This is a genomic window from Actinomadura sp. 3N508 (assembly GCF_044326375.1).
Taxonomy (GTDB): domain Bacteria; phylum Actinomycetota; class Actinomycetes; order Streptosporangiales; family Streptosporangiaceae; genus Spirillospora.
Window position 1 is genome coordinate 984,024 of sequence record NZ_JBIRAX010000002.1, and the last position, 18,359, is coordinate 1,002,382.

At 70.9% G+C, this 18,359-nt stretch carries 20 protein-coding genes; 9 read left to right on the forward strand and 11 right to left on the reverse strand.

The window, feature by feature from the left end:
- Positions 1-105: 105 nt before the first annotated feature.
- Entirely contained in the window at positions 106-948 is an 843-nt protein-coding gene (locus ACH34S_RS10785; protein ID WP_395952354.1) for a L,D-transpeptidase, read from the reverse strand.
- A 210-nt stretch (positions 949-1,158) separates the two neighbouring features.
- Here ACH34S_RS10785 and ACH34S_RS10790 point away from each other — a divergent pair, with 210 nt between their 5' ends.
- Positions 1,159-1,707 (forward strand): YceI family protein, encoded by a 549-nt coding sequence (locus ACH34S_RS10790; protein ID WP_395952355.1) that lies wholly within the window; start codon positions 1,159-1,161, stop codon positions 1,705-1,707.
- A 59-nt stretch (positions 1,708-1,766) separates the two neighbouring features.
- On the opposite strand, the gene ACH34S_RS10795 is transcribed toward ACH34S_RS10790, so the two are convergent.
- Positions 1,767-3,149, reverse strand: coding sequence for a sensor histidine kinase (locus ACH34S_RS10795; protein WP_395952356.1), 1,383 nt, complete (start codon positions 3,147-3,149; stop codon positions 1,767-1,769).
- Positions 3,150-3,308: 159 nt separating this feature from the next.
- Here ACH34S_RS10795 and ACH34S_RS10800 point away from each other — a divergent pair, with 159 nt between their 5' ends.
- The 4 genes from ACH34S_RS10800 (at position 3,309) to ACH34S_RS10815 (ending at position 8,714) form a co-directional block, all read left to right on the forward strand.
- On the forward strand, positions 3,309-4,784 hold the full coding sequence (locus ACH34S_RS10800) for a glutamate--cysteine ligase (RefSeq protein WP_395952357.1): 1,476 nt from the start codon (positions 3,309-3,311) through the stop codon (positions 4,782-4,784).
- A gap of 98 nt (positions 4,785-4,882) precedes the next feature.
- Positions 4,883-5,581, forward strand: coding sequence for a response regulator transcription factor (locus tag ACH34S_RS10805; RefSeq protein WP_395952358.1), 699 nt, complete (start codon positions 4,883-4,885; stop codon positions 5,579-5,581).
- Positions 5,582-5,658: 77 nt separating this feature from the next.
- Positions 5,659-6,675 (forward strand): ATP-binding protein, encoded by a 1,017-nt coding sequence (locus tag ACH34S_RS10810; protein ID WP_395952359.1) that lies wholly within the window; start codon positions 5,659-5,661, stop codon positions 6,673-6,675.
- Positions 6,676-7,232: 557 nt separating this feature from the next.
- Entirely contained in the window at positions 7,233-8,714 is a 1,482-nt protein-coding gene (locus ACH34S_RS10815) for a DUF4153 domain-containing protein (RefSeq protein WP_395952360.1), read from the forward strand.
- Here ACH34S_RS10815 and ACH34S_RS10820 read toward each other — a convergent pair.
- A complete protein-coding gene (locus tag ACH34S_RS10820; protein ID WP_395952361.1) occupies positions 8,683-9,249 on the reverse strand; it encodes an NUDIX domain-containing protein in 567 nt (188 codons plus the stop codon). The genes ACH34S_RS10815 and ACH34S_RS10820 overlap by 32 nt on opposite strands.
- Before the next feature lies 1 nt (position 9,250).
- Complete coding sequence (locus ACH34S_RS10825) at positions 9,251-10,000, reverse strand: GntR family transcriptional regulator (RefSeq protein WP_395952362.1); 750 nt, start codon at positions 9,998-10,000, stop codon at positions 9,251-9,253.
- 153 nt (positions 10,001-10,153) lie between these two features.
- On the opposite strand from ACH34S_RS10825, the gene ACH34S_RS10830 reads away from it, so the two are divergent.
- Positions 10,154-10,483 carry a hypothetical protein gene (locus ACH34S_RS10830; RefSeq protein WP_395952363.1) on the forward strand — a complete coding sequence of 110 codons (330 nt, stop codon included), beginning with the start codon at positions 10,154-10,156 and terminating at the stop codon, positions 10,481-10,483.
- On the opposite strand, the gene ACH34S_RS10835 is transcribed toward ACH34S_RS10830, so the two are convergent.
- Positions 10,423-11,733, reverse strand: a complete 1,311-nt coding sequence (locus ACH34S_RS10835) for a PucR family transcriptional regulator (protein WP_395952364.1) — start codon at positions 11,731-11,733, stop codon at positions 10,423-10,425. The two genes, ACH34S_RS10830 and ACH34S_RS10835, sit on opposite strands and share 61 nt — an antisense overlap.
- Positions 11,734-12,011: 278 nt before the next feature.
- Here ACH34S_RS10835 and ACH34S_RS10840 point away from each other — a divergent pair, with 278 nt between their 5' ends.
- The gene (locus ACH34S_RS10840) at positions 12,012-12,602 is read left to right on the forward strand and encodes a hypothetical protein (protein ID WP_395952365.1); all 591 of its coding nucleotides are present in this window, start codon (positions 12,012-12,014) and stop codon (positions 12,600-12,602) included.
- Positions 12,603-12,642: 40 nt separating this feature from the next.
- Here the strand turns inward: ACH34S_RS10840 and ACH34S_RS10845 are convergent, their stop codons facing one another.
- Together ACH34S_RS10845 and ACH34S_RS10850 are read right to left on the reverse strand one after the other, a co-directional pair.
- Positions 12,643-13,194, reverse strand: coding sequence for a cob(I)yrinic acid a,c-diamide adenosyltransferase (locus ACH34S_RS10845; protein WP_395952366.1), 552 nt, complete (start codon positions 13,192-13,194; stop codon positions 12,643-12,645).
- A 39-nt stretch (positions 13,195-13,233) separates the two neighbouring features.
- A complete protein-coding gene (locus ACH34S_RS10850; RefSeq protein ID WP_395952367.1) occupies positions 13,234-13,584 on the reverse strand; it encodes a VOC family protein in 351 nt (116 codons plus the stop codon).
- 58 nt (positions 13,585-13,642) lie between these two features.
- Between ACH34S_RS10850 and ACH34S_RS10855 the strand changes: the two genes are divergently transcribed.
- Positions 13,643-14,176 (forward strand): TetR/AcrR family transcriptional regulator, encoded by a 534-nt coding sequence (locus tag ACH34S_RS10855; protein WP_395952368.1) that lies wholly within the window; start codon positions 13,643-13,645, stop codon positions 14,174-14,176.
- Positions 14,177-14,237: 61 nt separating this feature from the next.
- Here ACH34S_RS10855 and ACH34S_RS10860 read toward each other — a convergent pair whose 3' ends face one another.
- From ACH34S_RS10860 to ACH34S_RS10870, 3 genes are all read right to left on the reverse strand, one after another.
- Positions 14,238-15,131, reverse strand: a complete 894-nt coding sequence (locus ACH34S_RS10860) for a hypothetical protein (protein ID WP_395952369.1) — start codon at positions 15,129-15,131, stop codon at positions 14,238-14,240.
- A 163-nt stretch (positions 15,132-15,294) separates the two neighbouring features.
- Positions 15,295-16,404 carry a winged helix DNA-binding domain-containing protein gene (locus ACH34S_RS10865; protein ID WP_395952370.1) on the reverse strand — a complete coding sequence of 370 codons (1,110 nt, stop codon included), beginning with the start codon at positions 16,402-16,404 and terminating at the stop codon, positions 15,295-15,297.
- Positions 16,401-16,802 carry a MerR family transcriptional regulator gene (locus ACH34S_RS10870; RefSeq protein ID WP_395952371.1) on the reverse strand — a complete coding sequence of 134 codons (402 nt, stop codon included), beginning with the start codon at positions 16,800-16,802 and terminating at the stop codon, positions 16,401-16,403. Before ACH34S_RS10870 ends, ACH34S_RS10865 begins: the two co-directional genes overlap by 4 nt.
- 223 nt (positions 16,803-17,025) lie before the next feature.
- Here ACH34S_RS10870 and ACH34S_RS10875 point away from each other — a divergent pair, with 223 nt between their 5' ends.
- Positions 17,026-17,457, forward strand: coding sequence for a PPOX class F420-dependent oxidoreductase (locus tag ACH34S_RS10875; protein ID WP_395952372.1), 432 nt, complete (start codon positions 17,026-17,028; stop codon positions 17,455-17,457).
- On the opposite strand, the gene ACH34S_RS10880 is transcribed toward ACH34S_RS10875, so the two are convergent.
- Positions 17,454-18,299: an alpha/beta fold hydrolase gene (locus tag ACH34S_RS10880; protein ID WP_395952373.1), complete on the reverse strand. Its 846-nt coding sequence runs from the start codon at positions 18,297-18,299 to the stop codon at positions 17,454-17,456. The genes ACH34S_RS10875 and ACH34S_RS10880 overlap by 4 nt on opposite strands.
- Positions 18,300-18,359: the final 60 nt, after the last annotated feature.

Here is an 18,359-nt window from a genome sequence, read left to right on the forward strand (position 1 = left end):
TCCTTGAGGGTTCTGAACTGTGAATGGCGCGGATTGGCGGGGGGCACCCGGCCGGGCGGTGCGCGGGGGCGGACCGCGGCCCCGGGGCCGGGAGTTCGAGGGCCGTCAGGCGGTGACGAGGACGGGCGTCCCTAGCGGGGCCTTCGCGAGGCGCTTCAGGGCGTCCGGCGGGACGCGCACGCAGCCGTGGGTGATGGCCTTGCCGAAGACGTCCGCGCTGGGCCAGCCGTGGAACGCGACCGTCCCGGGGCCGCCGCCGAAGGTGTCGAGGGTCTCCGAGTGCGCGCCGACCGGCAGGATCAGCGGGCTGTAGGTCGGCTTGGCCGGGGCCAGCGAGGCGAGGACGAACGTCCGTCCGGTCGGGGTGGGCGTCTTCGCCGCGCCGACCGCCACGGACCAGCTGCCCTCCTTGCGGCCGGAGTTCAGGAGGGTGAGCTTGCGGTCGCTGACGTCCACCTTGATGACGTGCGAGCTGCGCGCGACCTTCAGCCCGGAGTCGGGGATCCAGCCGGTGACGCCGTTGGGGCGGCTCGGCAGCAGCACGCGCCGCCAGCCGGGGCGGGTCTCGACGACCGGCACCCAGGTGTCGCCCTTGAGCTGGTCGGCGGGCAGTTCCGCGACGGCGGGCGCGCCGGGCTGGGCCGACACGGGGGCGGTCGCGGTGGGGTGCACGACGGTCCCGTCCAGGGCGGTGGTGGGCGCCGGGTCGGCGGGCAGGTCTTTGAGGGTCGTGTACGTGGTGGCCTGGGGCAGCTTGCCTCCGGCGCCGCCCTCGGCGGCCGCCTTGCCCGCGCCCGGCTCGCCTCCCCCGCAGCCGGTCACGAGGACGGCCGTGGCCGCCAGTACGGCCGCGCAGGCCGCTCCGCCCGCCGCTCCGCGGGCCTGGCGGGGCCGATGGACCGGGCGGGCCGCGCCGCGGATCGCGGTGCGCGGTAGTTCGTCGCTCACGAGGACTCCCGATGATCGTGGACGCCGGCGGGACGGGCCGTTCGCTCTCCACCCGGCCCACCTGTGTGCCCGCTGATTACGCACGACCACCCCGTGTGGTTGCACGCCCCGGGAACAATCCTCGATTTGACTATGTTTGAACCCTCAACTAACCTGCGCGAGTCGTTGAAGTTTCAAGCACATACCCGTCCAACACCGCTAGGAGCCACCATGAGCATCGCCGCCGTCGCCCCCGAACTGACCGTGGGCACCTGGAACATCGACCCCGCGCACTCCGAGGTCACCTTCGTCATCCGGCACCTGATGACCAAGGTCCGGGGCGCGTTCACCGAGTTCAGCGGGTCCGTGCAGATCGCCGAGGAGCTCTCCGAGTCCAGCGCCACGGCCGAGATCAAGGTCGCCTCGCTCGACACCCGCAACGCCGACCGCGACGCCCACGTGCGCACCGCGGACGTGCTGGACGTCGAGAACCACCCGCTCATGACCTTCGTGAGCACGGGCGTCCGCGCCGAGGGCGGCGAGTACTTCCTGGACGGCGAGCTGACGATCAAGGACGTCACCCGTCCGGTGAGCCTGTCGGTCGAGTTCAACGGCGTCGCCGAGGACCCCTGGGGCGGGACGCGCGCCGGGTTCTCCGCCCACACCACCGTCAACCGCAAGGACTGGGGCATCGAGTTCAACGTGCCGCTGAAGGGCGACAAGGCCCTGCTCGGCGACAAGGTCGACCTCAACCTGGAGGTCCAGGCCGTCCGCGCCTGACCCTCGTTCTCCCAAGGGCCGCCCGATGATCGGGCGGCCCTTCGCCATTTCGGGCCGGGTCAGTGCGGGCGGGGGGACGGGAAGCGGCGGAGGGTCGTGACGAGCGGGAGGCGGAGGGTGAAGCGGGCCCCGGACGGCGGATCGCCCTCGACGCGGAGCGTCCCGCCGTGGGCCTGGGCGATCTCGCGGGCGATCGCGAGGCCGAGGCCGGTGCCGCCGGCGTCGCGGCTGCGGGCCGTGTCGAGGCGGGTGAAGCGCTCGAAGACGCGCTCGCGGTCGGCGGGCGCGATGCCGACGCCGTCGTCGGTGACGGTGAGCAGGGCCTGGCCGCCGTCGCGGGTCACCTCCACCGTGATGGACGACTCGGCGTACCGCTCGGCGTTGTCCAGCAGGTTGCCCAGCAGCCGGACGAGCTGCATCCGGACGCCGCGCACCGGCACGCGCCCGGCGAAGGACGTGCCGACGTGCCGGCCGAAGGCACGGCGGCGGATCTCCGCGTCGGCGAGTTCGGCCAGGTCGATCGGCTCCTGCGCGGCCGTCCCGCCGGTGCCGATACGGGCGAGCAGGAGCAGGTCGGTGACGATCGACTCCAGCCGGTCGGTGTCGCGCAGCGCCGACTCGACGACGGCCCGCAGGTCGTTGTCGTCGGGGTGCATCGACGCGTCCTCCAGGTTGGCGCGCAGCGCGGTGATGGGAGTGCGCAGCTCGTGGGAGGCGTCGGAGGCGAACTGCCGCTGCCGTCCGACGGCACGTTCCAGCCGGTCGAGCGTCGCGTTGGCGGTGCGGGCGAGCTGCGCGATCTCGTCCTGCCCGGACGGCTCGGGGACGCGGCGGCTCAGATCGGTGGCGCTGATCTCGGCGAGCTGGGCGCGGATCGCCTCGACCGGGCCGAGGGTGCGGCCGACGATCCGCCAGGTGATCCACGCGGCGAGCCCGGCGAGGAGCAGCACGCCGGTGCCGAGCCCCACCTCCAGTAGCCCGGTGACCAGGTAGGACGGCATGCGCTCGGACGCGTACACGACGACCGAGTCGGGTGCGGTGGAGACGCGGATGGCCTCGATGACGTAGCACTCGCGCTCCGGCCAGACGCCGTGGCACTCGACGTAGTCGCGGACGCGCACATTGCTCGACGGCCAGAGTCTGCTCACCGGCGGCCTGTCCGTAGCGGCGGGTGTCGCATTTGTGACGTGTCCGCCGGGCTCGACGACCTGGATCAGTATCCGGCCGCGGGTCTCGTCCGCGATCTGCCCTTCGAGCGTCCCGTCGCGGACGCCGCCGCTCACCCGCCGCCCCTCCACCTGCGTACCGTGGAGAAGATCGGTCTCGACCCTGGTCCGCAAGGCGAAGTCGACGCCTATGGCGGCCACGCCCAGGACCAGAGCGGCGATGACGGCGGCGATGAGCGTGTCCCTGGCCCGAATGGACCGGGGCCGCATGCGCATAGGCCCTCCCCGCTGGGAATAGCCAGGTTTCGGACGAAGCACACACGCTACCCGTCGGTCACAAATCGGGAGAGTCCGAAACCAACGCGCCGGGTTTTCACCTACTCGCACCGGGAGATCCCGTTTATGACGGTTCCTCCGGAGTACAGGGACGGACACATGGGCAGGGACGTGGCTTCGGTCACCATCAGCGGCGAGGACCGGCGGCGGTACCGCGACAAGGTGCGCAGGTGCCTCGACGTGCTGGCCCGCATGCTGGGCGAATCCCAGTTCGACTTCCAGCGCCCCCATATCGGGCTGGAGATCGAGCTCAACCTGATCGACTCACTCGGCGATCCGCTGATGCGCAACGCGGACGTGCTCAAGGCGATCGCCGACCCGGCCTGGGCAACGGAGCTCGGCCAGTTCAATCTGGAGATCAACATCCCGCCGCGGGAACTCGGCGGGACGGGCACCGGCGAGCTGGAGGCGGAGGTCCGCGACCATCTCGTCCACGCCGACGCCCGCGCCCGCGAGGTCGGCGGGCGGCTCGCCATGATCGGCATCCTGCCGACGCTGCGCCGTTCCGACATCGGCGAGGAGACGCTTTCGTCCAACGCGCGCTACAAGATGCTCAACGACGAGATCTTCGCGGCGCGCGGCGAAGAGATGCGCATCGCGATCGACGGACCGGAACCGCTGCGCATGCACGCGGACACCATCACCCCTGAGGCCGCGTGCACGAGCGTCCAGTTCCATCTGCAAGTCAGCCCCGACCAGTTCGGCGCCTACTGGAACGCGGCCCAGGCCATCGCCGGCCCGCAGGTCGCGATGGGCGCGAACTCCCCCTTCCTGTTCGGGCACAGGCTGTGGCAAGAGACCCGCATCACTCTGTTCGAGCAGTCCACCGACACGCGCCCGGAGGAGCTGAAGACACAGGGCGTCCGGCCACGGGTCTGGTTCGGCGAACGCTGGATCACATCGGTCTTCGACCTGTTCGAGGAGAACAGCCGCTACTTCCCCGCACTGCTCCCCCTCTGCGACGACGAGGACCCGCGCGCGGTCCTGGACGACGGCGGCATCCCCGAACTGGGCGAACTGAGCCTCCACAACGGGACGATCTACCGCTGGAACCGCCCCATCTACGCCGTCGTCAAGGGACGGCCGCACCTTCGCGTGGAGAACCGCGTCCTGCCCGGGGGGCCGTCCGTCTCCGACGTCATCGCCAACGGCGCCTTCTATTACGGTCTCGTCCGCATGCTCGCCGAGGACGAACGTCCGGTCTGGACACGGATGTCCTTCGCGACCGCAGAGGAAAATCTGCACCGCGCCGCCCGCGATGGTCTCGAGTCCACTCTCTACTGGCCCGGCATGGGCGAGGTTCCCGCCGCCGAACTCATCCTCCGGAAACTGCTCCCGCTCGCCCATGAGGGACTGAAACGGTGGGGCGTCGACTCGTCCCGCCGCGACCGCCTCCTCGGCATCATCGAACGCCGCTGCGTCACCGGCCAGACCGGCGCCGCCTGGCAGATCAACACCGTCGACACCATCGAGGACACCTGCGGCGTCTCGCGGCACGAGGCGCTCCGCATAATGATCCGCTCCTACGTGGAGCACATGACCGACAACGCCCCCGTCCATACCTGGCCCATCTAGGGGCCGCCCCCTAAATCCCCTGTTGCGGTCGGGGATCTTCACAAGTCCTGCACAGATCGCGCCCATTGCATACATAACGGGCTTCTAGAGTCTGCTCCGTGACAGCGAACGAGACGCGGATCCTCATCGTCGAGGACGAGCCGACGATCGCGCGGGCGGTCGCGGATCGGCTGGTCGCGGAGGGGTTCGGCGTCGACGTCGCCGGCGACGGACCGACCGCGGTCGAGCGCGCCCGCGCGTACGAGCCGCACCTCATCGTGCTGGACGTGATGCTGCCCGGATTCGACGGGCTGGAGGTCTGCCGCCGCGTCCAGTCGGAACGTCCCGTGCCCATCCTGATGCTGACCGCCCGCGACGACGAGACCGACCTGATCGTCGGGCTGGGCGTCGGCGCCGACGACTACGTGACGAAGCCGTTCAGCATGCGGGAGCTCGTGGCCCGCATCCGCGCGGTGCTCCGCCGCGTCGAACGCCCGGGCACGGCCGCCGTCGCCGATGACGCGGCGGGCGCCGTGTGCATCGGGTCGCTGGAGGTCGATCAGCGGGCCCGGCGCGTGCGGCTGGACGGGCGCGAGGTGCATCTCACGCCGACCGAGTTCGACCTGCTCGCCTGCCTGCTGCGCAACCGCGGGGCGGTGCTGACCCGGGCCGTCCTGCTCGAACAGGTGTGGAACTGGGCGGACGCGTCCGGGACGCGGGTCGTCGACAGCCACGTCAAGGCGCTGCGGCGCAAGCTCGGGCAGGGGCTGATCCGGACCGTCCACGGCGTCGGCTACAGCCTGGACGCGGCGTCATGACCCTCATCCCGCGCGGCTTTATCCACAGGCTGTGGGCAAGGCTTCCGCGGCCGCTGGACCCGCTACGTTCGATCAAGGTGAAGTTCGGCGTCGTGGTCGTCGCCACCGCGTGCGTCGCCGTCGTGATCGTCCTGTGGGGGTACCCGCTCGGGTTCCGGGCGCGGGAGACGCTGCCCCTCGGGGTGCTCATCTCCCTGATCATGATGCAGCTGCTCGCGCACGGGATGACCGCGCCGCTGCGCGAGATGACGGCGGCGGCGCGGGCGATGGCGCGCGGCGACTACAGCCGCCGGGTGCGGGCCACGTCCCGGGACGAGGTCGGCGAGCTGGCGCAGGCGTTCAACCGGATGGCCGCCGACCTCGCCGAGGTCGACCGGCAGCGCCGCGAGTTCGTCGCGAACGTCTCGCACGAGCTGCGCACCCCGATCAGCGCGCTGCGGGCCGTGCTGGAGAACGTCGCCGACGGCGTCACGCCCGCGACGCCTGATGTCCTCGAAACCGCGCTCGACCAGACCGAACGGCTCGGGCGCCTGATCACCCAGCTCCTCGACCTGTCACGGGTCGAGGCGGGCGCGGCGCCCCTGGACGTCACCGACATCGACGTGGCCGCGTTCGTCGCCGACGTCACCGCGGAGGCCGCCGCCGGACGTCCCGGCGCGGTGTTCGAGTCCGACATCACCCCGGGCCTGCGGGCCGCGGCCGACCGCGACCGCCTCCACCAGATCGTCGCGAACCTGCTGGACAACGCCGCCCGCCACGGCCCCGACGGACGCCCGGTGACCGTCACGGCGCGCCCGTTCCCGGGAAGCCCGCCGGGCGGCCTCGTCCTGGAGGTGGCCGACGAGGGCCCCGGCATCCCGCCCGAGGAACGCACCCGCGTCTTCGAACGCTTCTCCCGCGGATCGTCGGTCGGCTCCGCATCCGGCCCGAACGCCGCGACGCGCGCCGGGACACCGGGCGGCGGCACCGGCCTCGGCCTGGCCATCGCGAGCTGGGCGACGGACCTGCACGGCGGCGACATCACCGTCCTGGACACCCCGAGGGGCTGCCGCATCCGCGTCACGATCCCCCCGACCACCGGAGACCCCACATGACGAACTCGCCCCCGGACGACACGTCCAAGCAACCGGACAAGCCCGCATCAGAACCGCCCAAGGAGGCCCCGGCAGGCTCAGAAGAGCCGTCCGAACAGCCGGCCACCCCCGCGACCCCACCAGACAAGACCGACCCGGCCGATACGCCCAAGCCAACAGACGATGCCGCAACTCCACCGGCCAAGGCCGACCCGCGCGGCTCCGGCACGGCGGCCGAACAGCCGGCTGACGCCGCAGGTTCGCCGGGCAAGGGCGGCTCGGGCGGCTCGGGCGACGGCGCTGGGAGGTCGGGTAAGGCCGGCTCGGGCGCGGGGGCCGGTGGGGCCTCGGGGGCTGGTGGGGCTGGGTTCGTGGCGCCTGGTGGGCCGCCTGGGGCCGTTGCGGGGGCGCGGCCGCAGGGTGGGTGGCCTGCGCCGGGTGGGCAGCGGCCGGGGTCGCCGCCACCGGCGCCGGGGCGGCCCGGGTATCCGCCGCCTGGCCATCCGCCGCCGCCGGCGGTCTACACGCCGACCAAGTTGGAGCTGGCGATCACCGGGTGGAAGCGTCCTGCGGTTCCCATGTCTTCGGCGCTTCTGGTGGGGTCGGTCATTGCCGGGGTCATCGGCGCGGTGTCGATCGGTCCGGCATTGCTCCACGGGGAGCTGGGCGTGGGCGTGCTCGTCGCTGGGGCGGCGGTCGCCTACGTGACCGGGGCCTCGGGTTGGGCGGCGGGGCGGCTCGTCCGGTCCTCGGCCGGCAAGGGGAGCCTTCGGACACGCTTCAACCTGACCGGGCTCTTGTTCGTCCTGCTCGCGTTGTGCCTGTCGGCCACGGCGGCGGTACGGGATGCAGATTGGTTCGTCGTCTCCGCGTTGCTGCTCGCCGTCGCCGCCGGCTCGTACGGGGCGTCCGGCGGGCGGTCCTGGCCGGAAGTGCTCGGCGGCGGGATCGCCGTGTTCCCGGCGGTCGGCCTTATGGTGCCGTGGGCGGGACGGGGCGCGTACCGGTCGATGTCGTCCGGACGGGGTACGGCGTGGCCCGCCATCCGGACGGGCCTGATCGCGGCCGGGCTCATCGGGGTGTTCGGCGGGCTGTTCATCGGAGCGGACGCGGCGTTCGGCACGATCGCCTCGGGGCTCGTCCCGGAAGTGTCACCGGGGTCTGTCATCGTGTACGGGATGGCGGGTTGCGGTGTCCTGCTGCTGGCGAGCGCGGGCGCGTTCCTCGCGCAGGCGCCGCCGCCGCTGCGGATCCTGGTCCCGGATCCCGCGAAGCCCGCCGGACGCTGGTCGTGGGCCGTGCCGATCGCGGCGCTCGACCTGCTGTTCCTCATGTTCTGCGCCATCCAGGCCGGGGTGTTCCTCGCCGACGACAAGGACAAGCTGCTCCGCTCCACCGGCCTCACCTACGCCGAGTACGCCCGGCAGGGGTTCTTCCAGCTCGTCGCCGTGACGGTCCTCGTCCTCGGGGTCGTGGCGGCGGCGAAGCGGTACGCGCCGTCGGCCGAGCGCACCGACCGCGTGATGGTGCGCGTGCTGCTCGGGCTGCTGTGCGCGCTCACGCTCGTCGTCGTCGCCGTCGCGCTGCGGCGCCTCTACCTGTACGAGGAGACGTTCGGCTGGACGCGGCTGCGGCTGTGGGTGCACGCGTTCGAGCTCTGGCTCGGGGTCGTGGTCGTGCTGGTCGCGGTCGCGGGCGTCGTGAAGGGGCGGACGCCGTGGCTGCCGCGGGCGGTCGCGGCCACCGGGGCGGTCGCGATGCTCATCCTGGCGTTGATCGACCCGGACGGGTTCATCGCCGAGCACAACGTCGCCCGTTACCAGGACACCGGCAAGATCGACGTCCCGTACCTGCGGGACCTGTCCGCCGACGCCGTCCCCGCGCTCGACCGGCTGCCCGAACCGGAGCGGTCCTGCGCGCTGCGCTCCATCGCCCTGGACCTGGACGACAATGAGCCCGCCATGAGCGGCAACCTCGCACGCAGCCGGGCCCGCGAGATCCTCGACGCCCGCCCTGCGGACATGAACGTCAACTGCCCTGGCTGGCTTCGTTCATATTGAGAAGCGCATAGGCCGCGAGGGTCGAATCGTCGGTGATTCGGCCCTCGCGCACGAGCGCCTTGAACTCGTCCCTGGACATCCACTTCTGCCGCATGTCCTGTTCCTCGGGCTCCCGGTCGGTCGCCCCCGCCTCAAGCCCCGACGCGACGAAGATGTTGAAGCCCTGGCCGCTCGTCCCATGCGAGCAGTTCAGGTAACCGAGATGCGTCAGCGTTGACGCACGGAAACCGGTCTCCTGCGCTAGTTCGAGGCGGGCCAGCTCCTCTGGTTCGGCGTCCTGGCGTCCAGGGAGCGTGCCCTGCGGGAAGCTCCACGTGCGTTTCCCGATGGGATACCGGTACTCCTCGACGAGATGGAACCCGTCGCCTTCTACCGGGATGACGACGACGAAGTCGGGTTTCTCGACGACGCCGTAGATGCCGCGCGATCCGTCGAGCCGCTCGACCTCGTCCTCCCGGACGACCATCCAGGGGTTCTCGTAGACGACCCGCGAACCGACCTGCCGGACTGCGGGCTTTTCGTCCTCGTCGCTCATGTCAGGCTCCCGACCCGTAGCGGTAGACGAGCTCGTGCCGGTCACCGACCACCACCCTGTGGGTGACCTCGACGACGCGGCCGTTCTGGTCGTACGCGCGGCGCCACAGAGTCAGGACAGGCCGGTTCGGGCCGACCTTCAGAGTGTCCTGCTCGTCCGCGCAGGGGAGACGGCACGTCACCGACTCCTCGAACGTGATCCGATGCCCGGCCTCCTCCAACCGCGAATAAATGCCGCCCGGACCTGTGTCGACCTCACGCAGCACTGGAATCTGCTCCACAACGTCCAGGATCACCCAGGTCGTCGCCGTCTGAATGGGCGGTTCGCCCTCCACGCCCTGGACGCGTGCACGTTCCAGTACCCGCGTCCCTAGCGGCACGTCGAGGTGCTGTGCCATGCGTTCATCCGCCGCTATCTCGCTGACCGTCGTCCGCGTGTACGGCGTGCGCCCGTCCTTCTGCGCCGACACGTGGAACCCGCGCCACGCGCCGACCTGCCGCGTGATGTCGGCCGCCGCGCGCCGCACCCGCCGCGCCGTCCGCACCTGCGCGCCCGACCCGTGCCACAGCTGGACGAGCCCCTGGTCGGACAGCATCCGCAGCGCCCGCCGGACGGTGGAGCGGTCGGCCTCGTAGTGCCGCGCCAGCTCCCGCTCTGACGGCAGCCACGTCCCCGGGTCGAGCTCACCCTCGACGATGCGGGCGGCGAGCGCGTTCGTGATCGCCTGTGCTTTCGTGGGGGGTCGCGGCATACCAGATTCCTGCTCCGGGATAGTGCGTTGACCTCACACCGTACAGATCCCACCACCTCCGGCACCCTTTCGGGGTTGCGCCGAACGCGTTGTGGGCGATCCTTGGTCGGCTTATGGTAGACCCACCATAGGCCCACCAAGGGAGTCCGTGCGATGTCGGTGATCTTGTGCATGCCCGGCTGGCACAGCGAACGCTCGGCCAAGGGCGGCCTGCGGGCCACCCGGATCTCCCCCTTGTCGGACTACCAGCTCCTCAACGGCTGCCTGGAAGAGATCGTCGCGATGGACGAGGGCGAACTGTGGCTCCTCTGCGACGCACAGACCCGTCTGGCCGAACGCGTCGCCACGGCGGAACGCCTCCGCGCGACCACGTGCGGCCAGACGAGCGCCGCAGCGGGGAAGGGTCGTCCCGCCGAGGAAGGTCAGGAGCGGCGGAAGGTGACGACCCTGCCCGGCTCGCCGACCGCCTCCCCGGCCGGCTGAAGGATGCGCTCGCCGGCGTTGCCGGCCAGCAGCGCGCGGGCGCGCAGCACGATCTCCAGGTCGAACCGCAGGTCCGGGTCGAGGAGCTGGTCGCCGAACAGGTCCTCCAGCTGACGCAGCCGGTACCGGACGGTCTGCGGATGGACGTGCAACCGCATCGCGACCTCGTTGGCGTTGCGTCCCGACTGGAGCCAGGCCAGCAGCGTCTCGGCGAGCCGGTCCTGCTGGCCGGGACGCAGATGCGCCAGCGGCGCGAGACGCAGGTCGGCCAGCGACGCGATGAGCCCCTCGTCCTGGAAGAGGATGAGCGTGGACATGTGCTCCACGCTGCGGATCACTCCGCCGTCCGCCTCGATGACCCCGCGCTGGACGAGACCCAGCGTCCGGCGGGCCCACTGCATGGAACGGGCCGCCTCCAGCAGCGGGACGGTCGGGCCGACGACGGCGAGCGTCCCGGCGAGGGCACGGTCGACGAGCTTGGCGCGTCCGGGACCGTCCGGGTCGGGGACGATCAGGCTGGGGGTGCGGCGGCCGAGGTCGACGAGCACGTCGGGCGGGAAGGCGGGCCGCCGGACGTCGGGGGGTTGGCGGACGTCCTGACCGGGGGCGTCCTGGTGGCGGCGTCCGAGCGCGACGGCGGCGACCGTCCGCGCGAGGGGCCAGTGCGCGGCGGCGGCGAGGTCGGCGATCGCCTCCCGCGCGGCGGGCGGGTCGGCGAGCAGCAGGTCGAGCAGGCGCCTGCGGCGGCGCTGCTTCTCACCGGCGACGGCCGCCCTGGCCTGCGAGTATCCCTCGGCCGCCGCGTGCGCCAGCTCGTCCTGGAACTCCAGGAGGATCTCGCCGACGGTGCCGAGCGTCCGCGGGGAAACCTCCAGCGCGTCGGCCCCTTCGGTCAGCCGCCGCCAGGCCACCATGCCGCCGACCCGCATCGCGGTCTGCATGGCGTCGAGGCTGCGCCCCTCCCCGGCCTCACCACGGCCGATGGCACGGAAGAAGTCCGCGACCTGCGCGGAGTCGTGGCCGGGGTCGCCGACCCGGTCGACGAAGTAGTGCAGGACGCGCTCGACGGCGAGCCGGAGCGTTCCAGAGTAGGAGCCGTCGCCCGGCCGGTCGTACTCCCTGACGCGCGTCTGGATCTCGTGGATCATGTCGTCGGCCACCTCGTCGAGGTGCGGGCGCATATGGTCCGCCAGTTCCCTCGGCAGATTCGCCCACAGGCTTCCGTGCGTGGTCGAACCGTCGTCCGCCACAGCCCCTCCCGCCGCTCGTCCCCCTGCGTCGCGCGCCATACGCACGGGGTAACTAGTCGCTTATGCGACCTATGTGAGGCACAGCATGGCCTGTGACGTGCCCGAACGCAAAGCCCCTCCCGATATCCGACCGCCTCCGGCCGGACGCGGGGCGGGCCGGCCGCCGTCCACATTGATGCGGGATGACTGGACGAATAAAGCAGGGCAAATACCCACATCTACGACTTTGCGCCAATCGGCGGGACCCCTCTCGGCCCGTCGAAGCTAAAGTGCCGTGAGTGACCGACTCGCCACGTCCCTCCCCCTTCGAGAAATTCGTGACGCGGGGCATCAATCCCGTCGGCTTCGTTCTCACCTTGCTCGCGTTCTTGTTCCTTCCGTGCACCGCCATGTCGTCATGGGATTTCCCTTCCCGTGTGGAGGAGATGTCCCCGCTGGAAGGTCTCCTCGAAATCTCCTCGACCGGTGCGAACATGGCCGTCCACCAATCCGACTACCGCTGGCCGATCGCCATTCGCCTGCTCGCGATCGGCACGCTCCTCGCCATGGCGGCCGGCGCCGCAACCGCCCTCGCTCGCCCCGCCCGGCGACGATCTCTCTATGCCGCCATCCTCGCCGCAGCTTCCGGCCTGCTACTGGTGGTGACCGGGCTCTCCGCCGCCGCACGGATGGAGAACGCCGCGCGGGAGTTCCTCACCGTGCTGTTCTCGACCATTCCCAAAAGCGAGAGCGCACCTCTGATCAACCAGTCGGGCGACGCGGTCAGCCTGGGAACCGCTTTCTGGCTCCCTCTCGTCGGCCTCACTCTGATGACCGCGGTCAACCTCGTCGCCATTCTCCGCGCCCGGCTCGGCCCCGCGAAGGCATGACCCGGCTTTCAGGCAAGCCACGTCACGCGGTACCGCCGTTTCAGGCGGAGCTCCATTTGCGATCGGCAACACCGGCGCTGGAATTGGCGTAACGGGCCAGGACGAACAACAGGTCGGCCAACCTGTTCAGATACGCGGCGACATGATCGCTCACGGGCTCGGCGCGGCGCACCGTGGTCACCCGCCGTTCGGCGCGGCGGCACACGGCCCGCGCCAGGTGCAGATTCGCGGCTTCGGGCGTCCCAGTCGGATGGATGAAACTGGTCAGCTCGGGCAGCTCCGCCTCGATCTCATCGATGAACGACTCCAGCCGCGTGACCTCGTCGCCGGTCAGCCGCGGCACTGAACCGCCCGAGCCGGTGCGATCGGGCGCCATGAGCTCGCAGCCCACCACGAACAGGCAGTCCTGAACCTCGGCGAGAATTCCGGCCACGTTGCCGGGCAGGGCCGCGGCGGCCGCCGCGATGCCGACGGCGGCGTTGCACTCGTCCACCGCGCCGATCGCCTCCATGCGGACATGGTCCTTGTCCAGACGGCGGCCGCCCCAGATGCCCGTCTGCCCGCCGTCCCCCTTGCGCGTATAGATCTTCATCGCCCGACACTCTCACTTCAGGCGACCGGCGACACCCCGTTACGAGACGCCCTGCTCCGTCGACTGGTCCATGACGTAGATGGTCGCCCCGCCCGGGTCCTTGTAGGTGGCGAGGAAGCCGCCGGGGATCTCCGAGGGCGCCTCGACGACGTCGAGCGTCTCCGCCCTGCCCGCGTGGAAGTCCTGAACGTTGTCCACGACGAACAGCGGACCGACCGGGGCATCGGGGTCGTTGGCGTCGAGCATGACCTGGGTCTCGGTGCCCGGCAGGGCCAGCGCGACGGTCGCGTCGCCCTCGCGCCACACCTCGGTGAAGCCGAGGCTGTCGCGGTAGAGGGCGAGCGAGGCCTTCAGGTCGGAGGTGGGGACGAACAGGAACTCGAGCTTCACGGCGCATCCTTCCGTTGCGTAACTGGATTTAGGGACACCATAACGGCATTATGTAGGGATGCGCGAATGGGTCCCCGTCTCGACATCCCCCCGGGGCCGGCTTGCACTCGCGGCGGTCGAGGCGTTCGGCTCCCGCCCGTTCGCCGAGGTCACGGTCACCGAACTGGCGGCGTCGGCGAAGGTGACCACGGGGGCGCTCTACCACCACTTCGGCAGCAAACTCGGCCTCTACGCCTTCGCACGGCAGGACGTCGAACGACGCCTGCTGGACCGGATGGAAGGCGCGCTGGCCGCAGCCGAGACCACATCATCGGACCGCTCGGCGGCCGTGACGTCGGCGATGCTCGTCGGCCTGGACTTCGCCGTCCGCGAGGGTTTCCTCCACATCCTGGGAGACCCGCCCGCAGGCACGGACCAGGATCACCTGACCGAGATGCTCACCAAGAGCATCGCCCCAGCGACACCGCTCCTCGGCCAGATCCTCACGGCGGCTTGGCGCGCCGCCCTAAGAGCGATCGCCGAAGGCGCACCCCCAGAAGAAGCCCGCACCGCCATCAAGGCCCTAAAACTCCAACTCCCCAACACCCCCTAAACCCGCACCAGCCAAGCGCTGCGAACAACGACCTCCAGCGGGCGTCGGTGCGTCGCGCTGCTCAGGGTTGGGCCAGGCCGTCCGGTGGCGGCAGGCCGCGATGCTCTTCGCGCAGCCGCTCCGCGAACTCCGCCACCCGGCGCTCACGCGGATAGCGCTCCTTCAGCCCGCCGCACAGCTCCGCCGCGCGAGGCAGGAGATCACCCGACCGGCGCGCCGGTTCCAGGGCGGCGCGGCCGTGCTCCACGGCGCGGTCGAGGTTCCCTCGCCGGGTGGCGACCAGGCCGAGATCGAGGTTGGCCATGGCATACCGCATCGGCCACCGGACGGTGCCGTCCGGCCGCCGGCACTGCGCGATGACCTCGCCGGCGTGCTCCTCGGCGGCCTCGTCCCGCCCCAGCATCGTGAAGATCGTTGAGCTGAAGAGCTCGTACTTGTCGTGGTCGAACACGAAGTGGTGTTCGGGATGGTCGGGACGCGGCAGCCGGTTGAGGATCTTCCGTCCGACGCGGAGCGCCTCCAGGGCCCGGTCGTCACCCATCCGCGCGTACCCTCGCCCGGCCTGCAGGGTGAGCTGGACGGCGGCGTTGGTCATGCCCGCGTGCCGCGCGCCCGCCTCGGCATGGGCGACCACCTCGTCATAGCGGCGCGCGACGAGCGCGAACCAGGCGGCGATCTCCCAGGACCATCCGATGATCTCGCCGTGCCCGGCCTGCTCGCCGAGGCGGCGCGCGGTCCGCCGGACGGCCTCGGCGCCGGTGGGCTCTCCGGCGTCGAAGAGCGTGCAGGCCAGGAGGATCGACAGCCACCCGGCGCGGACGAGCAGTTCGCGGTGCTCGTGCAGGGACGTCCGGCCGTCCAAGAGCCGCAGGACGTAGGCGAGATGGGCCCGGCCTCGTACGCTCAGCGCGGCGGGGGCGACGGTCGGGTAGTCGCGGCACAGCCGGTCCACCACCCTGTCCAGCAGGTCGAGCGTCCCCTCGGGGACACGTCCGATGCACCTTTGCCGACGTATGCGGGAGGAAGTCTCCCCCCTTCTTCCCAGCAATCTCCCCTGGAGGTGTTCCCCGAGTTCGTGTGCCGATACGAGGAGTGGCTCGACGTGCCGCCCCCGTTTGCTAGTCGAATTCGAGGGTGGTGGTGGAGGCGTTGGTGTGGGCGGCGATCGTTGCGATGTCGGGGGCGATTGTGTCGCGGAGCTGGGCGAGGGGTGTGCTGAATGGGCGGAGCTTCAAGGTCAGGTGGTCACCGGATCGGTGCTGGCGCCAGGTGCCGGCTATTTCGGCGTCCAGCAGGAGGATTCCCGGGTTTGCGGCTGGTCGCCAAACTGTTTTGCGGTGGGTGGCGTCAGGGAACACCAGGTGCCGGTCGGCCAGCTCGGTGATCGGGTCGTACGGAGGGAGCAGCCGGGGCCCGTGCGAGGTGGTGGGGTCGGGTGTCCGGAGGCGGTCTAGATGGTCGATGTGCGCCCAGTACTTGGTGCCGTCCACTTCTACTGGGCGTAGTTCATCGGCGATGAGGCCCCACCAGCGGCGGGCCGCCTTCGGGGTGATGGCCAGCCAGGACGCCAGGTGCGCGGGGCGGGCGGGGCCGAAGGTCGCCAGGAAGTCGCGTACCAGCGTGGCGCGGCTGTCCATGGAGTCCGCGGGTGGGAACGGGGCGGCCGGACGGTAGCGGAACCGGCTCGGGGTCGAGGCGTCGACCTCGATGGCGAGCCCGGCCTTGAGGGTGGCCAGCCGGAAGAGCTGGTCGTGGACGTGGGCGGCGCCGCAGCCTTCGCACCATGGCGTGAGCCGTCGGTCCACTTCGGGGCTCACCGCGCCACTGAGTTCGCCTTTGGTGAGTGGGCATGTGACGGCGGCTCGCATTGCCGTGGCGACCTCGCCCAGGGCGGAGTCGAAGGCGATGCCTTGATCGGCCAGTTCGGCGCCGAACGGGCCGATCGACTGGGGCGGCAGGTCCCGGACGTCCTCGATGCGGAGGGCCGCCGCCAACCGTGGCAGATCGGTGGCGCGGTGCAGGTGCATGGCGCCCCGGATCGAATGGACGAGGATCGTGGGCGGGGGCGAGGAAGTCCGGAGGCGGAGGGCGAGCGTCGCGCTTCGTCCTGGCGGGTAGTCCTGCACGCCGGTGGCGAGGACCGCCGCGCCGTGGCCGGGGGCGTTGGGGTGGAGGTCGTGGGCGGCGTAGCGGAAGGCGAGGACCTGTGCGCGGCTGAGAGTGGTCATCGTGTTGGCTGCGGGGTGGTTTCGCAATCCTGGTTGGGGCGCGGCATTCGGCGTTCGGTGGCGTTGATGTAGTCGTGCAGGGCCTGCCGGGAGCGGACGAGCGTGTCGATGTGTTCGTCCAGGCCGCGTAGGCGTGTGCGCAGGGTGGCCAGGAGTTCGGGGCAGGGCTCCAGGTCGGGGGCGGTGCCGGTGGCGCAGGGCAGGAGGAACGCGATCTCCTGGGTGGACAGCCCGGCTTCGAGCAGCCTTCTGATCTGGGTCACGGTCAGCACGGCGTCGTCGGCATAGTCGCGGTAGCCGTTGCCGCCGCGGCGGGGTTCCAGCAGGCCCTGGGCCTCGTAGTAGCGGAGTTGGTGGGCGTTGACTCCGGTCCGTCTGCTCAGCTCCCCGATCAGCACCGGTGCGCTCCTTCTTGACCTTCATATCGATGTGAAGGTTGATGATTCTGCCATGAAACCACTGCCGATCTCGGGGAGCAGATGATGGGGAACAGCGAGGCCGGTCGTGCGCCGCTTCCCAGGCCCATCAAGGGTCTGGCCGGGCGGGCCGTGGCCGGTGGACGGGGCGGCGACGGTTACGCTGCGTTGATCGAGCAGTACCGGAAGCCATCGGAGGCGTGACGTGACCACTGAACCGTTCGAGCCACGGGCGCTGCTCGCGGAGAGCCGGCTCGGCATCCTCGCCACCATCAAGTCGGACGGGCGCCCTCAACTCTCCCCCGTATCGCCCTTCTACGACGAGGCGGCCGGGGTCATCTACGTGTCGATGACCGAGGGACGGGCCAAGACGGTGAACCTGCGCCGGGACCCGCGGGTCTCGCTGCAGGTCACCAGCAAGGACGGCTGGTCCTGGGCCACCGCCGAAGGGGTCGCGACGCTCACCGGGCCGGGAACCGATCCGCACGGTCCCGAGGTCGAGGCGCTCGTGGACTACTACCGCGCCGCCGCCGGAGAGCACCCCGACTGGGACGAGTACCGGTCGGTCATGGTGTCCGATCGCCGGGTGTTGATGAGGATGACCATTGACCACGTCTACGGCGACAAGATCCGCTAGCGGGGGGCGTCCAGGAAGGGGAGCAGGGCGGCGGTCAGTTCGGCGGGGCGGTCTTCGGGGAGCAGGTGGCCTGCGTTGTCGAAGAAGCGCAGGTCCGCGTTGGGGATGAGGGCTGCGAGTTCGCGTCCGCGCTCTGCGGGGACCCAGGTGTCGTCGGCGCCCCAGCAGACCAGGACGGGCAGGTCGATCGCGGGATATCCGTCCCGGATGCGGTCGATGTAGGCGGGGTCGGCGCGGCGTTGGGTGAGCTGGCGGTAGAACGCGGCTTGCCCGGCCGTGCCGAGCCAGGGGGCGGTCAGAGTGTCCAGGACGTCGGGGCGCAGGCCGGGCGAGCTTGCGGTGGTGACGTACTCGCGGAGCATGGCGCGGTGGAGCGGGCCCGGGAGCCGGCGGAAGATGTCCGTGTGCTCGCCCACCAGCGCGAAGAACTCGCTCCCCCAGGGCGGCAGCGACACCGCGTCCACCAGGGCCAGGCGCCGGTAGGGGACGCCTCGGTCCACGTGCGCGCCGAGCGCGACGGCGCCGCCGGAGTCGTGCGCGACGACGTCCGGGCTGGTCAGGCCCCAGTGGTCGACGAGTTCGGCGAACACTCCGGCGAGGGCGTCGAGTGACAGGTCCTGGGCTTCCGACATGGCCGACGTGCCGTAGCCGGGCATGTCGAAGACGTACACCGTGCGGGCGGCGGTCGCCAGGGCGCGGGCGATGTGGCGCCAGATGAACGAGGAGAACGGGGTGCCGTGGACGAGGACGAGAGGCCGGTCGCCGGGGTCGCCGAATCGGTCCCATCGGACTTCTCCCTGCGAGCTCTCGTAGCTGTCGCGCAGCGTCCAGTCGTCGTCCATTGGCGCCTCCTTCGGCCCTCCGGTTCGGTTTCGGCCGACTCTACGGGGACGGTGCAGCGC

Excerpts from the sequence above, each read along its gene's own strand:
- ACH34S_RS10790 (WP_395952355.1), top strand. The coding sequence starts at position 1,159 with ATGAGCATCGCCGCCGTCGCCCCCGAACTGACCGTGGGCACCTGGAAC.
- ACH34S_RS10795 (WP_395952356.1), bottom strand. The coding sequence starts at position 3,149 with ATGCGCATGCGGCCCCGGTCCATTCGGGCCAGGGACACGCTCATCGCC.
- ACH34S_RS10800 (WP_395952357.1), top strand. The coding sequence starts at position 3,309 with ATGGGCAGGGACGTGGCTTCGGTCACCATCAGCGGCGAGGACCGGCGG.
- ACH34S_RS10815 (WP_395952360.1), top strand. The coding sequence starts at position 7,233 with ATGTCTTCGGCGCTTCTGGTGGGGTCGGTCATTGCCGGGGTCATCGGC.
- ACH34S_RS10820 (WP_395952361.1), bottom strand. The coding sequence starts at position 9,249 with ATGAGCGACGAGGACGAAAAGCCCGCAGTCCGGCAGGTCGGTTCGCGG.
- ACH34S_RS10825 (WP_395952362.1), bottom strand. The coding sequence starts at position 10,000 with ATGCCGCGACCCCCCACGAAAGCACAGGCGATCACGAACGCGCTCGCC.
- ACH34S_RS10830 (WP_395952363.1), top strand. The coding sequence starts at position 10,154 with ATGTCGGTGATCTTGTGCATGCCCGGCTGGCACAGCGAACGCTCGGCC.
- ACH34S_RS10845 (WP_395952366.1), bottom strand. The coding sequence starts at position 13,194 with ATGAAGATCTATACGCGCAAGGGGGACGGCGGGCAGACGGGCATCTGG.
- ACH34S_RS10855 (WP_395952368.1), top strand. The coding sequence starts at position 13,643 with ATGCGCGAATGGGTCCCCGTCTCGACATCCCCCCGGGGCCGGCTTGCA.
- ACH34S_RS10865 (WP_395952370.1), bottom strand. The coding sequence starts at position 16,404 with ATGACCACTCTCAGCCGCGCACAGGTCCTCGCCTTCCGCTACGCCGCC.
- ACH34S_RS10880 (WP_395952373.1), bottom strand. The coding sequence starts at position 18,299 with ATGGACGACGACTGGACGCTGCGCGACAGCTACGAGAGCTCGCAGGGA.